Source organism: Vallitalea okinawensis (assembly GCF_002964605.1).
In the GTDB taxonomy this organism is placed as follows: Bacteria; Bacillota; Clostridia; order Lachnospirales; family PQDH01; genus Vallitalea_A; species Vallitalea_A okinawensis.
The window spans coordinates 134,417-148,830 of record NZ_PQDH01000010.1 but is presented as its reverse complement, the minus strand read 5'-3'; the positions used below and the strand labels follow the sequence as shown (position 1 = coordinate 148,830).

The window sequence follows — 14,414 nt, the reverse complement described above, 5'->3', positions numbered from 1 at the left end:
TATTTCTTGCATTACTGTCTTTTCTAATATTATATAAAAATACCTGCTTATAAAAAATTAAAAAACCTCTCAAAAAAGTTAAAAAAAATAGCCTCTTTAACTAAGAGACTAATTTTACTCAACAAATGGGAAGAGTAGTTTTTGGTTTTCAGGTGTAAATAGGTTTTCTTCTTTAATTAAAGCACAACCTGTATCAATCACTTCTGGTTCTTTTCCCTCTACATTAATTGCATAAGCTTCTTTCACACCTAAATAACCCATATTAAAGGGCTTTTGTACCATAGATGCATACATGGTACCCTCTTCAATATACTGAACCTGTGTAGCTTCTGCATCAAAACCCACAAATATTATATCATCTTGAAGATGTAACTCTTTTAATGCTTTACCAACCCCCATGGCAGTCTTCTCATTTGTTGCAAAAATAGCATCAACTTGTGGATATCTGTCTAAAAACTTAAGGGTTTTTTCATATGCTTTTAATTCTTCTCCATCACTATAAAAAGTTTCATCTAAGACAAATATATCATCATATAGTTCCATTTGCTTACGAAACCCTTCTTCTCTTTGAATAGCAGTAGATGTTCCTTCTACATGGGAAAATATAGCTACCTTTCCTTTGTACCCCATGCCTTTGGCTAAATCTTCAGCGATTATTTTGGCTGCTGCTATATTATCCGTTTGAATAAGGCTTTTATTAGCCTCAATAGATACATCTGAGTCTATAAGGACTAAAGTTATTCCTTTTTTCATAATAGCCTCACATACTGCCACAAGGGCTTCTTGATCCGCTGGTGATAAAATAATAGCTGAAGGTTCCTCCTCCATCACTTCATACAATATACGAATCTGTTCATCTACATCTGTCTCATAAGTTGGTCCTCTATAGTGAACTTCTATCCCCAATTCATCAGATGCTGTTTTTGCTCCATCCATCACAGTCTGCCAAAACTGAAAATCACTATCAATGGATTTAGGTATAAAGTAATAAACCTGTGTCCTCTGCCGTCCCAAGGAAAGTAAGAAAAATAAACAGCCTAATATAAGTACAATTAAGATGGTCATAACCCTCCACTTAGATTGCTTCACTGAATTTGTCCCCCTTCTTCCATAGATATTTTAGGAATAGTTATTACAACTTCTGTTCCCTCATCCAGTTCGCTTTTGATGGTGATACCAAAGTCATCACCAAAGTAGAGCTTAATACGTTCATCCACGTTGCTCATGCCTACACCACTACCTGACCCCTTCTTCTCCATCGTTTTATTTAATACTCTTGTGATTTCATCTTCTGTCATACCAATGCCATCATCACTCACGGATAACTTTAAGACATCCTGCTGATCGTAGATGGCTATTCGTACCATACCAGTTCCCTCTTTATACTTAATCCCATGATAAATGGCATTCTCCACGATGGGTTGCAGTATGAGTTTCACTGTATAGTAATCGTTTACCCCTTCACCTAAATCCAATACATAATCAAGCTTATTACCATACCGCATTTTTTGTATTTTGAGATAGTTTTTGATGTGTTCTACTTCTTGCCCCACAGGAATAATCTGCTTTCCTTTACTGATACTAATGCGGAATAACTTAGCTAATGAAGATGTCATTAACTTAACACTTTCATAATCCTTTAATTCCGCCATCCATATGATAGCATCTAATGTATTATAGAGAAAATGAGGATTAATTTGTGCTTGAAGAGCTTTTAATTCATTTTTACGCTTTAATTGTTCTTCTTGATTAATCTTTTTTATTAAGTTTTTTATTCTTATTACCATACTATTAAATGTGCGACTTAACTCTGCGACTTCATTTCCTTTTTCAACTGGTATCTGAACAGTGAAATCACCTTTTTTAATGACCTTCATGGCATCTGCTAAATCTTTCAGCGGATGAAGAATCTGTCTTGATATAAGAATAGCTAAGGTCACAGCAATAATTAAAGCCACTATAGCGGACATGACAAAATAACTCTGAAGTGTTGGTGTATAAGCTAATAAGTCATCCATATAAACTGCACCAATAACTTTCCACCCTAAACCTTCAATGGAACTAATAGAATACTGTTTCTGCTCGCCACTTTCTTTTAAAATAACATTACCATCCTCATAGTCCAATAATTCCACTATAGGCTCATTGTATAAATTGCTATAGATTAACTGTTGCTTAGGATGATAGACGATATCTCCCTCTTCATCTAACACAAAAACGTATCCCTTATTACCAAGTTTTATACCGCTACACATGTCCTCAATGAAATTAAAGTTCAAGTCAATCAATAATACACCTAAGACTTCATTATTTTCATCTCTTAAAGCATTGCTACAAGATATAACCCAATTATATTGACCATTAATAATATTCTGAACCCTTGAAGTAGATACGACTAACCCCTCGGATTCAATTGCCTTTTGATACCATTCTTCTTTAATGGGGTCAAAATTAGGATTAAGTTCAATATCAGCATCGTTAGCTAGATATCTACCATCTTCAGTAAAAATAAATATATTTGCTATATCAGCTCTTGCAGTCACGAAATTGTTCAGGTAATTTTGCAGGTTTTCCTCATCAACGGTATTTTTATTTATTAAATACTTATTGATATCATGATCATAATAGATATTGTATTTAATAACTTCAACATTATCAATATAATATTGTATATTACGATTGACTTGGTCCACTAATTGTACTACATAATCTCCCGAGTTTTCTTTTACAACACCACTAGTTGCAAAATAAGAGATAGCTCCCAGAACGAATATAACCAGCGATATAAGACATACAAAACTAACTGTTATGACGAATTGGATACTTTTTCTACTATAACTATCTTTTAATTTACTGAACAACCTTCTCATTTAATCAGCCTCCTGATTTCGGAAAGCTTTCGTTGTATATCCTGTATTTTTCTTGAAGAGATAGCTAAAATAATGTGCATCTTTATAACCTACTTTTTCCGCGATTTCATAAGTCTTATAGCTTGTGGATAATAGGAGATCTTTTGCTCTTTCTAATCTTAGATGGGTTAAATACTCTTTAAAGGTTTTACCTGTTTCAGACTTAAAGATTTTGCTAAAATAGCTGGTACTTAAGTACAACGTATTACAAATATCCTGTAGACTATAATTAGGATCTGAGAAGTTTTTTTCTAATAATAAGCATCCTTGATTAACAATTCTCTGCTTAGTATTCTGCCTGCTTTCTAGCATCTTCCCCATCATTATATCACATATTTGATAAATATGAGCCCCTATTTCTTCCAATGTTTGTAGTTGAAAAATTTTAGTGAAAAAATGCTGTGTATCTGGTAAGACTTGATAATCTTTCTCTTCCACTATTTCTTCAAAAACTTGTAAAAGCTGTACCATTAGACTGGTAGCACGTGTACGTATTTCATAGGTATTCAATCCACTACCTTTTAGTAGTTCGGTGAACTCTTTTAAGTGACAAACCACACTTTCTTGATCACAAAACCGTAAAGACATAGATACTTCTTTTATCAGTACCGTCAAATCTTCTTGGGTTTTTTCGCTCCTATCCACGATGTCTTTAATGAAAACCACCGCACCATCACCGGTAAATTCACTGTATTCTAAAGCCTTCTTAGCCTCCATAAATGAATACCTTAACTCATTATATTGTTCATAAACCTCTCCGACACCTACTCCTACTTGTGCATGTATAAATATTTGAAGTTTATCACTGATTTCTTCTAACACTTGCTCCATGATCCCCTTAAAGTACTCTCTTGACATATAAGCATCTTTAGATAACACAATAGCAAAGTATTCTTTTCTGTGGTGAAAGCAATGATAAGGTATCTTATTCGTATCCAAAATCTCTCTGGTAACATTTAAAACTGCAAAATTAATCAATTTGATATGTTCTTCACCAAAAATACACTTAACTTTATCAGGATTTAGTATTTTAAATAATGCTACCCGATGTTCATTACCTGAAAAAGAGATTTCCAACTGTTTCATATCTTCTTCTATCTCTTTTTCTCCTAACTTTTCTTCTAAAAGTAGATTGAAGAATTGCTCTTTTAAAATACCTCGACTATTTAGAAATTCCTTTTTTAAGCTTTGAATATAGTTATCATCAATGGTTATCTTGTCCATCTCTTCTTTAATTTCTTGAAGATTATCCCTTAATTCATCAGCTGTCAATGGCTTTAATATATACTTTGATACGTTGTATTCAACAGCTTTTTTGGCATATTCAAACTCGTTATAGCCAGTAATAATAACAACTTTTACATTGGGATAAGATTCTTTTATAGCTTTTGATAAATCTAACCCATCCATAAAGGGCATACAAATATCCGTAAGTACTAAATCAACTTTTTCCTTCTCTAAAACCTCTAATGCTTCTTCCCCATTGCTTGCCTCTCCTACTAGGTTAAATCCTAGTTTTCTCCAATCGATGATTTGAATAATGGCTTTTCTAACCATTTCTTCGTCTTCAACAAGCAGAACATTATACATAAAAACACCCCTCCTTGCCTATAATCACTATTATAAAACGTAGAAAACGAATATACAAGGAGTAGTTAAATGATGCAAAAAGAGTGAAGTCTTTATTCAATCAACTTCACTCTTCATTCACTCATATCATTATATAGCCTTATTGTGTATTAGTTATTATCTAACATCCACTTTAATCTCATTAGCTTCAAACCTGGAACATCTAGCTTTTACTTTGATTGTTCCAACTTCACCTGTTGTTTTTATCCATACACCAATGCATCCACCAATGAGTGCCATTTCCTTAGGTCCAATTATCTTACCCATACCCTCTATGTCTAAGCTGAGGATTTCATTGATATAAGGTATTATATTGCCCTTTTGATCTACCATCTTGAATAGGATTCTTGTTACATCCATATCTCCTGAATTTAACTCAGTATCATCTACCTCAGCAATCAACTCAGTTGCAATAGGATTCTTTGCGTATTCTTTTCGTATAACTTCCTTGTCACCAACATACCCTAAAAGCAGAAGATCATTCCAACTTGAACCCCAGTCTTGCTTGACTTCCAGTTCATCAATTACAACAGGAGGATATTCCAAACCTCGATATGTCTCTCTGTCAGGTGTATATTCGCCTACCTTTTGACCCAGATGATATACTTCTATGCGATCACAATTAGTCAATACCGTCATAGGTAAAACACCACAACGATCACGTTCTCCTCTTGCCCAAAGTGTTACTGGCTCTAGAATAGGCTCTATTTCAGGGCTAACTTGACTACTGTATACATGGGCAGCAAACTTAGGTATTCTGAACATATCCATAATACCGTGATAACATATACGATCACCTGAACCGAATTCATAGTGTGTATTATAATCGAAGGCACACCATCCGATGGCTCCGCTAATGCTTTGGTCTAGAGCAGCTCGATTTTGAACTCTAACATGACGCAGTACATGTTCGTTGATCCGCTCCTCTTGATCAAATCGCTTCGTTGGATACATATGACCATTATACTCTGTTACCATATAAGGTACATCTTCTTTTATACCAGTTACTTCTTGTTGTGGTCTAAGCGCTCTCTCTTGATCCCCATGAATAAAATCATTCATGGTATAAACATCCTCTAGAAGTTCACTATCACGAATGCAGCGGACACCACCAGTTTGTCTTGTAGGATCTAATTCATGAGCTATTTTGTTGGATTCTACATAGAAATCATGATCATCTTTTGACTCATTAATACGTACTCCCCATAGGATGATAGATGGATGGTTCCAATCTCTTTCGATCATCTCACGAACATTATCGCAGGCAACTTTCTTCCATGCCTCATCACCAATATGCTGCCAGCCTGGTATTTCTTCAAAAACCAACAGACCTATCTCATCACAACGATTAAGGAAATGTACAGACTGTGGGTAGTGACTGGTTCGTACTAAGTTAAGATGTAATTCATTCTTTAGTATTTCAGCATCTTTTTCTTGAGCTCTCTTAGGCATGGCATAACCTACATACGGAAAAGCTTGGTGGCGATTGAGGCCTCTAATTTTAACTCGTCTTCCGTTGAGATAAAAGCCTTTTGAAGTAAATTCTGCACTTCTAAAACCAACTCGAGTTTCATGACAATCTATAACTTGATCATTCTCTAAAATCTCCACTCGAACATCATACAAATGAGGCGTATCAATATCCCAGAGTTGAATGCCTTCTAGATCTGATAAGGATAAACTTTCTTTCATTTCTGATCCATTGATCTCAACTTCATTAATGGCTTCTCCATATTTCTGACCTTCCTTATTCGTCAAGGTAGTTTTTACTAATACTTTCTTTGGATTCTCTGAAGTATGCTTAAGATAAACATCTACCCCTAATCCTTTTCTATCCTCTAAAACCTGTTGAGGTTTAGCAAAAATGTTGTCTATATGGATACTGTCCACAACCCTTAATGATACCTCTCTATAAATACCGCCGTATGTCAAATAATCGATAACAAAACCAAAGGGTGGTATATCATTTCTTTCTCGTGAATCTACTTTAACAGTTAAGCAATTCTCTTGCCCAAACTGTATATACTTCGTTAAATTAAAGCTAAAAGGTGTATAACCACCTTTGTGCTCACCTAAATAATGACCATTGATATAGACTTCTGCATAAGTCATCACACCTTCAAAATCAATATAGATTTGTTTATTTTCATGTTCTTTAGGTACTGAAAAAATTTTTTTATAACAAGATATAAACTGATACATTTTTTCATCAAAATAATTATAAGGAATTTCTTTATTCATATGTGGTAATGTAATGCTTTCAAACCCATCATTATCATGAGCATTTAATATATATTCATCCTTAAAATTTTCATTGTATAACCAATTTTGATTGAGTGATATAATTGATCTTCCCATATTAACCTCCGTATCTTGAAATCATGAATATTGTTTTGATTATGTTTTATATTCATATTATAATATATACAGAAGGGTTAAACTATCTAAGGATTTGAAAATAACTATAACAATATTAATGTGAGGTGATTCAGCATGAATTCCAATTTCCCCACTATAACGGAGGAAATTTCAAATTTGCCAATCTGTCTATCTTGTATTGGATACGATTTTGAGGAAAACGGAATTAAAAGATTACAAGGTTACCCAACCTATCAATGGATACAATGCGAAACCGGAAAAGGGCGTCTTATTCTTCGTGGCAAGGAGTATACCATCACCCCCTCTCACGGTATGTTTATTTATCCCGATGTACCTCATGAATATTATCCAATTGAAAGACCATGGAAAACAAGCTGGATAGGCTTCAATGGAAAAGGACTATCTGATATCTTGTCCTTGATAGGACTTACTGAAACAAATGTGTATATTATGAAAAACAGTAACTTTCTTCATAATATGCTCATTAATTGTTTTAAAATCGTTGAATCCAATAAAGCTCTATGGCAAGTAGAGGTTTCTGCCTATCTCTATAACTTTTTACTGGAGTTAGTTAAACATGTTACACGTTTAGATCATGTATCACTCCAACAACACTTCAACCGACTTGAACCTGTTTTGAACTATATTGATCGTCACCATAGCAGCCCATTTTCAATGGATCATTTAGCTTCTCTAATCGACGTTACACCACAGTATTTATGCACACTTTTTAAAGAGAATCTTAATTTAAGACCATTTGAGTATATCAATATTACACGTATTAACAAAAGTAAAGAACTAATGATCAAATACCCTGGCTTAAATCTTAATGAACTTTGTAGAACAGTGGGCTTTGACAGCCCTAGTTATTTTGGTAAGCTATTTAAGAAATTAGTTGGTATGACACCTGGTCAGTTCAGGCAGTTGCATATTCATTAATAACAAAGCACATGCTTAATATTACTGGAATTATATCCAAAACATCAGCATGTGCTCATATATTTTAAATAAAGTTAATATCTACTTAGCAAGCTTTAAATTCTTTTCTGTCTCTTGGTCACTACTTTTTTGATCACAGTATAGATTAAAACAAACCCCTCCTATAATGATGATACCTCCTATAATATCACCCCACTCTAAGGTTTTAAATCGTAAATAATCGATAAGGATCCCTGCAAATAACTGCCCCACAAAGACTAATACAGTTGTATAGACAGCGGATATTTTTATGACAACGACACTGTTTAAAATGACTATTGCTACGCCAAATGCTCCACCAAAATACAGGTAAACAGGGATGTCTTTCAAATTTGTCGTATTGCCCCAATCAAACAATAAATAGAGTACGGCTGCAAAAAGTATCCCTAGAATAAAATTAATCAATGTGGCTTGGTGATAACCAATGCGATTACTTAAATTCCCGTTGAGAATAATGGTAATAATTACAATAATCCCAGTTATAAATGCTAAAAAATAAAACATATAATCACCTACCCCATCATCATAATTAGAATGCCAAATGCCATAATAGCAAATCCAATAAGTTTCTTTTTATTTAATGGTATTTTTTTCATACCTAGTAAACCAAAATGATCAATAATTACGGATGCAATAAGTTGACCATAAAGTCCTAAACCTATTGTTAACGCTGCACCAATGGAAATGAATGCTGCGTTGTTAAGGAATACACTTATAACACCTATGGCTCCTGCAAGTAATAAATAAAATGGAATACCCTTTAATGAAACCAACTTAACTCTTTTAAATAGTATAATTAGGCTAATTGTTATTAAACCAACTCCATGGATAATAAGTAAAGAAATGAACGCATCTGTCGCCATGGATAACATACTATTTAGAGCAATCATAATAGCGATAAGTACACCATTTAATAATGCAAAACCTTTGTACATAACCACTCCCCCATTCTATATAATCAACATTGTATTTGACTGCATTTTAATCATATCTCTCACTGCTTAACTCTAACATATTTGTGGTATAATGAATTAGGACATATGTCCTGTAAGGAGAATTATTATGAAAAAAGTTAAAAACACAAAAACCGTTAAAAATTATTTAGAAATCTATAGCCTAAATACTATCTTTAAGGAGTCCACTTTAGATCATTTTGAAATCCATTGCTTTAAAAAGGACGAATTTATATGTAGACTTGAAGAGCCTATCATTTATTTCTATTTCTTAGTAAAGGGAAAAGCTAAAGTATCTATTTTATTGAATAATGGTAAAAGTCTATTATTGCGCTTTTATTTTCCCTTAAATGTTATGGGGGATATTGAGTTTCTATCACCTAGCCCCTATAGTGCTAATGTAGAAGCATTAACTGATTGTCATTGCCTAGCAATACCTATGGATTATCTAAGGAAACACTATGAAGATAATATTGATTTTGTTAAATTTCTTAATAAAAGTCTAGGAGAAAAGCTCTTCACACTATCCTATTACAGCTCTTCTAATCTACTTTATCCTGTTAAAAATCGTATTGCCAGCTATATAGCAGCCCATAGAGAAGAGTCATCAAAAGAAGTTATTCTCCCCTCTTCCTATAGTAATATCGCCGAGATGTTGGGAACGACTTATCGTCATCTCTCACGAACTCTTAAGGAAATGTGTGATGAAGGTATTCTTGCCAAAAGTAGAAATAAAATTATCATATTAAACGAAGACAAATTGAAAAGTTTAGTTAATTCCAGTTATAAAGATTAAAAAATGCAGGAACAAGAGACTCTATCTCTTTAATTCCTGCATATCTTAAAATTATTTATTCAATTACGTTTAAACTTGATGAATCGCTTCACCAATTAAGCCTAAAACTGCCTCATGGAAAGCTTCGCCCAGTGTTGGATGTGGATGAATGATAGATGTAAAGTCTTCAGCTTTTAATCCTTTTTCCACAGCTAATATCCCTTCATTAATGAGGTCAGATGCATGTGGTCCCATGATATGAACACCGAGAATTTGATGACTTTCTTTATCTGCTATCACTTTAACAAATCCTTCACCTTCTCCTAAGGTAAGTGCTTTGCCATTAGCAGAGAAGTTAAACTGATTGGTTACATAGGCTAACCCTTCTTTTTTGGCTTCATCTTCAGTTATACCCACTGTTGCTACTTCTGGTGAAGTAAAAATACAACCTGGCACTGGTGAAGGTACCACATCTTTATCTTCTAAAAGATGTTCTACAACTTTAACAGCTTGATAAGATGCAGCATGAGCTAACATGCTTTCACCGTTAACGTCTCCGATTGCAAAAATATGATCGATATTGGTTGAGTAGTTTTCATTAACTTTTATGCCCTTACCATCATATACAATACCTATTTCGTCAAGTCCCAATTTATCCACATTGGGTACCCGACCTGTGGATACTAAAATTTCTTCAGCTATTAATTCATGTTCACCTTTTTTATCCTCAACTGTAATTACTTTGACATCAACTTCATCTCGAATATTTTTGACAGTGGTTCCAGTCATAAACTTAATACCACGTTTCTTCAACATGACTTTCAAGCGTTTACTGATGCCACTATCCACAGTTGGTAAAATATTATTCATCATTTCCACAACTGTCACTTCAGATCCAAAACTATTAAGAATACACGCAAATTCCATACCAATAACACCACCACCTATGATAGCTACTCGATTAGGTATGCAATCTATAGCTAGCATTTCTTCAGTGGTTTTAACGACTTCTCTTGTACATCCGGGTATTGGTGGAAGGAATGGCTTTGATCCTGTAGCTATGATGATATTTTTTGATTTTACTTCATCAATTTCACCATCATTGCGTAACACCTTAATGGATTGTGGATCTAATAAAATACCATTACCATAGATTACTTCTACTTTATTTTTCTTAAGAAGATGATGAATACCTTTTACTAGGGTTTCTACTACATCTTCCTTTCTTTTTTGAATCATATCTATATTAATTTCAAGTAATTCTGCATTAATTCCAAATTCTTCACTCTTTTTGATCAACTCTATAACTTCAGCATTACGATACAATGCTTTTGTTGGTATGCAACCTCTATTCAAGCAGGTACCACCTAGTTCATCTGCTTCAATAATGCATGCATCAGCACCTAACTGAGCTGCGCGGATGGCTCCTACATAACCAGCAGGACCACCGCCAATGAAGGTTATATCTTTCATTTCTTCCACCTCTTTCTGAGAAAAGTAGCTACGTACTTCTTAATAAATGTCAGCGGATTGAGTCTTTATACTTAAGTACTGGATTTCTAGCCGCTTTTACCTCGTCTAAACGACCAACAGGTGTGGTTATTGGTGCTGCATGTAATGCATCTGGGTCTTCTTTTGCCTCTTTAGCAATATTTTTCATGACATCAATGAAAGCATTAAGATTCTCAATACTTTCTGTTTCCGTAGGTTCAATCATTAGAGCTTGCTCAATGATAAGCGGGAAATAAATAGTTGGTGGATGAAAGCCATGATCAATTAGTCTTTTAGCTACATCCATGGTAATAACATGATGTTCATTATCACCAAGTCCAGCTAAAACAAACTCATGCTTACATACCCCTTCTATAGGAAGAACATAAGTATCTTTTAAGTTTTCTTTTAGATAGTTAGCATTCAATACTGCTAATTGACTAGCTTTCTTGAGACCTTCTGCTCCCATCATCTTAATATAAGTATACGCTCGAACTAAGACACCAAAATTGCCGTAGAAACTTTTCAATGATCCAATGGAATCTGGACTTTCATGATCTAATGTATATCTATCAGCTACTTTCTGTACCATTGGTTGAGGTAGGTATTTCACTAATCTATCCACGACACCTACAGGTCCACTTCCTGGACCACCACCACCATGTGGTGTTGAGAATGTCTTATGAAGATTAAGATGAACGATATCAAAACCCATATCACCTGGTCGAGTAATCCCCATGTTAGCATTCATATTGGCACCATCGTAGTAAAGTAGACCACCTACATCATGCACCATCTTTGCAATAGTCACAATATCCTTTTCAAAGATACCCAAAGTATTAGGATTGGTTAACATAAGACCCGCCGTTTCATCGTTAAGTACCTCTTTCAATTTTTCGATATCAACGGTACCTTTAGGATTAGATGGAATCTGAACGGCTTTAAAGCCTGCCATGGTAGCACTTGCTGGGTTAGTACCATGAGCCGAATCTGGTACAATGATATTTTTACGCTTCTCATCACCTTGTTGACGATGATAAGCTTTCATGATCATAAGTCCCGTTAACTCACCTTGTGAACCTGCTGCCGGTTGCAAAGTAACCTCTGCCATACCTGTAATTTCTTTAAGAGATTCCTGTAATTCGTACATCAACTGTAAAGAACCCTGAACAGTTTCTTCTTCTTGTAGAGGATGTACATGGGCAAAACCTGGTAGACTTGATGTTTCTTCATTTATTTTTGGGTTATATTTCATTGTACAGGAACCTAATGGATAAAATCCTGTATCCACACCAAAGTTCTTATTGGAGAGGTTCGTATAATGGCGTATGACATCTACCTCATATACTTCAGGTAAATCTAACTCATGACGTCCTAAATGCTCTGGAATATATTCATTGATATTTACTTCTGGAAACTCATCTTCTGGAAGGGTAAAGGCTTTACGTCCTTTTTTAGATAACTCGAATATTACTTTTTCATATTTCATAAGATCCCCTCCAATTCTTTGACAAATTGATCAATCTCTGCACGTGTACGTTTCTCCGTTACACATAAGAGCATTTTATTTTCATATAAAGGTGATGTTTTTCCTAAGTCATAACCACCAATAAAACCTTTTTCAAGTAACTGTTTGTTGATTGCTTTTATTGTCTTATCAGAATCGATGGAAATCACAAACTCTTTAAAGAAGGGCTGATTCATTTGAACGTCTACTCCTTCAATTCCTTGTAACCTCTCAGCCATATAATGAGCCTTTTTAATGCAATTACTTGCTACTTCCTTGAGACCTTCTTTCCCCATGGTTGCTAAGTAAATTGTAGCCATCAATGCACATAGTGCTTGATTGGATGTGATATTAGATGTAGCTTTTTCTCTTCTAATATGCTGTTCTCTAGCCTGTAATGTAAGAACAAACGCTCTCTTACCATTAACATCTTCTGTTTGACCAACAATACGACCTGGTAATTTTCGCATAAATTTCTGCTTACAAGCTATAAATCCTAGATAAGGACCACCAAAATTCAAAGGATTACCTAATGACTGACCTTCTCCAACTACGATGTCAGCACCACATGCGCCAGGACTCTTATAGATACCTAGACTAATCGGATCCACATTCATAATGAGTAATCCTTTATTCTCATGTAATTTTTCAGCAATCTTTTCGACATCTTCTAGCTTTCCATAAAAGTTAGGACTCTGTATAATAACCGTTGCAACTGTCTTATCAATAGAATCTAAAACTTTTTCGACATCCGTTTTTCCTTCAGTTTCATCGATAACTACTAATTCTATATCTTTGTAATCCAGATATGTCTTTACCACATCTCTTACCATAGGATGAACCGTTGATGACATGATCACTTTATTTCGTCTTGTTTGACCACAAGCCATAAAAGCTGCTTCTGCAGTTGCTGTAGCTCCATCATAGAGTGAAGCATTTGAAACGTCCATCCCAGTTAATTCACAAATCATGGATTGATATTCAAAAATTACTTGAAGAGTACCTTGACTTATCTCCGGTTGGTAAGGTGTATAAGCTGTAAAGAACTCAGATCTTGATACAATAGGAGCAATCGTAGATGGAATATAGTGATCGTATGCTCCTGCCCCAAGAAAACATGTTGCTCCATCTAAGTTAATGTTTTGGTTACTCATATTTTTTAAATCTTTACGTGTTTCAAATTCACTTTTTCTTTTTAGTACTTTTAATTCTTCTTTTAGTCTTATTTCCTCGGGAATATCATGAAATAATTCTTCAATTGTTTCTACCCCGATACTTTTTAGCATTTGTTGAATGTCTTCATCCGTGTGTGGTAGATATGGATGCATGTTATACCCCCTATTCTTTTAACATGTCATTAATGAATCAAATTCTCTTTTTTAATCGTCTAGACTGCCTATAAATTCTTCATACTTTTCAGCTGACATCATTTCTTCTAAAGCTTCTGTATCAAATTCAACGATTTCAGCTATCCAATTTCCATAAGGATCTTCATTCAATGATTCAGGTGCATCTTCTAGCTCTTCATTGGCTTCAGTAACTGTTCCTGACAATGGCATAAATACATCTGATGCCGCCTTAACTGACTCTACTACACATAATACGTCGCCCTCACTATATGTCTCATCAACTTCTGGTAACTCAACAAAAACAATATCACCCATCTTATCTTGAGCATAGTCAGTTATACCAATTCGTGCTTTGTCACCGTCAACCTTAATCCACTCATGGTCAGTAGTATAATATAATCCCTGTTCAATTTTCATTATCAACGCCTCCTTATTTATTTTTAA

12 protein-coding genes are annotated in these 14,414 nt (G+C 34.5%); 2 read left to right on the top strand and 10 right to left on the bottom strand.

Annotated features, from left to right (window positions below; translation table 11 throughout):
• Positions 1-114 precede the first annotated feature (114 nt).
• From C1Y58_RS21855 to C1Y58_RS21840, 4 genes are all read right to left on the bottom strand, one after another.
• The gene (locus tag C1Y58_RS21855) at positions 115-1,089 is read right to left on the bottom strand and encodes a substrate-binding domain-containing protein (RefSeq protein ID WP_105618830.1); all 975 of its coding nucleotides are present in this window, start codon (positions 1,087-1,089) and stop codon (positions 115-117) included.
• Positions 1,086-2,870: a cache domain-containing sensor histidine kinase gene (locus tag C1Y58_RS21850; protein WP_105618827.1), complete on the bottom strand. Its 1,785-nt coding sequence runs from the start codon at positions 2,868-2,870 to the stop codon at positions 1,086-1,088. The genes C1Y58_RS21855 and C1Y58_RS21850 overlap by 4 nt, the downstream gene beginning before the upstream one ends.
• The gene (locus C1Y58_RS21845; RefSeq protein ID WP_105618825.1) at positions 2,871-4,499 is read right to left on the bottom strand and encodes a response regulator; all 1,629 of its coding nucleotides are present in this window, start codon (positions 4,497-4,499) and stop codon (positions 2,871-2,873) included.
• Positions 4,500-4,655: 156 nt separating this feature from the next.
• A complete protein-coding gene (locus tag C1Y58_RS21840) occupies positions 4,656-6,896 on the bottom strand; it encodes a glycoside hydrolase family 2 protein (protein ID WP_105618824.1) in 2,241 nt (746 codons plus the stop codon).
• 135 nt (positions 6,897-7,031) lie between these two features.
• Between C1Y58_RS21840 and C1Y58_RS21835 the strand changes: the two genes are divergently transcribed.
• A complete protein-coding gene (locus tag C1Y58_RS21835) occupies positions 7,032-7,856 on the top strand; it encodes an AraC family transcriptional regulator (RefSeq protein WP_105618822.1) in 825 nt (274 codons plus the stop codon).
• A gap of 81 nt (positions 7,857-7,937) precedes the next feature.
• Here C1Y58_RS21835 and C1Y58_RS21830 read toward each other — a convergent pair whose 3' ends face one another.
• Positions 7,938-8,399, bottom strand: a complete 462-nt coding sequence (locus tag C1Y58_RS21830) for a DMT family transporter (RefSeq protein ID WP_105618820.1) — start codon at positions 8,397-8,399, stop codon at positions 7,938-7,940.
• Positions 8,400-8,407: 8 nt separating this feature from the next.
• On the bottom strand, positions 8,408-8,830 hold the full coding sequence (locus tag C1Y58_RS21825; RefSeq protein WP_105618818.1) for a DMT family transporter: 423 nt from the start codon (positions 8,828-8,830) through the stop codon (positions 8,408-8,410).
• A gap of 127 nt (positions 8,831-8,957) precedes the next feature.
• Between C1Y58_RS21825 and C1Y58_RS21820 the strand changes: the two genes are divergently transcribed.
• Complete coding sequence (locus tag C1Y58_RS21820; protein ID WP_105618816.1) at positions 8,958-9,644, top strand: Crp/Fnr family transcriptional regulator; 687 nt, start codon at positions 8,958-8,960, stop codon at positions 9,642-9,644.
• Positions 9,645-9,713: 69 nt separating this feature from the next.
• On the opposite strand, the gene lpdA is transcribed toward C1Y58_RS21820, so the two are convergent.
• From lpdA to gcvH, 4 genes are read right to left on the bottom strand one after another with little or no spacing between them, the layout of a single operon-like run.
• Entirely contained in the window at positions 9,714-11,096 is a 1,383-nt protein-coding gene (lpdA, locus tag C1Y58_RS21815) for a dihydrolipoyl dehydrogenase (RefSeq protein WP_105618815.1), read from the bottom strand.
• Between the two features lie 49 nt (positions 11,097-11,145).
• Entirely contained in the window at positions 11,146-12,603 is a 1,458-nt protein-coding gene (gcvPB, locus tag C1Y58_RS21810; protein WP_105618813.1) for an aminomethyl-transferring glycine dehydrogenase subunit GcvPB, read from the bottom strand.
• Entirely contained in the window at positions 12,600-13,949 is a 1,350-nt protein-coding gene (gcvPA, locus tag C1Y58_RS21805; RefSeq protein ID WP_105618811.1) for an aminomethyl-transferring glycine dehydrogenase subunit GcvPA, read from the bottom strand. Before gcvPA ends, gcvPB begins: the two co-directional genes overlap by 4 nt.
• Before the next feature lie 51 nt (positions 13,950-14,000).
• Positions 14,001-14,387 carry a glycine cleavage system protein GcvH gene (gene gcvH, locus C1Y58_RS21800; protein WP_105618810.1) on the bottom strand — a complete coding sequence of 129 codons (387 nt, stop codon included), beginning with the start codon at positions 14,385-14,387 and terminating at the stop codon, positions 14,001-14,003.
• Positions 14,388-14,414 lie beyond the last annotated feature (27 nt).

What these genes read in the sequence shown, in the direction of transcription:
- C1Y58_RS21850 (WP_105618827.1), bottom strand. Translation starts at nt 2,870, where the DNA reads ATGAGAAGGTTGTTCAGTAAATTAAAAGATAGTTATAGTAGAAAAAGT.
- C1Y58_RS21845 (WP_105618825.1), bottom strand. Translation starts at nt 4,499, where the DNA reads ATGTATAATGTTCTGCTTGTTGAAGACGAAGAAATGGTTAGAAAAGCC.
- C1Y58_RS21840 (WP_105618824.1), bottom strand. Translation starts at nt 6,896, where the DNA reads ATGGGAAGATCAATTATATCACTCAATCAAAATTGGTTATACAATGAA.
- C1Y58_RS21835 (WP_105618822.1), top strand. Translation starts at nt 7,032, where the DNA reads ATGAATTCCAATTTCCCCACTATAACGGAGGAAATTTCAAATTTGCCA.
- C1Y58_RS21830 (WP_105618820.1), bottom strand. Translation starts at nt 8,399, where the DNA reads ATGTTTTATTTTTTAGCATTTATAACTGGGATTATTGTAATTATTACC.
- C1Y58_RS21825 (WP_105618818.1), bottom strand. Translation starts at nt 8,830, where the DNA reads ATGTACAAAGGTTTTGCATTATTAAATGGTGTACTTATCGCTATTATG.
- C1Y58_RS21820 (WP_105618816.1), top strand. Translation starts at nt 8,958, where the DNA reads ATGAAAAAAGTTAAAAACACAAAAACCGTTAAAAATTATTTAGAAATC.
- lpdA (WP_105618815.1), bottom strand. Translation starts at nt 11,096, where the DNA reads ATGAAAGATATAACCTTCATTGGCGGTGGTCCTGCTGGTTATGTAGGA.
- gcvPB (WP_105618813.1), bottom strand. Translation starts at nt 12,603, where the DNA reads ATGAAATATGAAAAAGTAATATTCGAGTTATCTAAAAAAGGACGTAAA.
- gcvPA (WP_105618811.1), bottom strand. Translation starts at nt 13,949, where the DNA reads ATGCATCCATATCTACCACACACGGATGAAGACATTCAACAAATGCTA.
- gcvH (WP_105618810.1), bottom strand. Translation starts at nt 14,387, where the DNA reads ATGAAAATTGAACAGGGATTATATTATACTACTGACCATGAGTGGATT.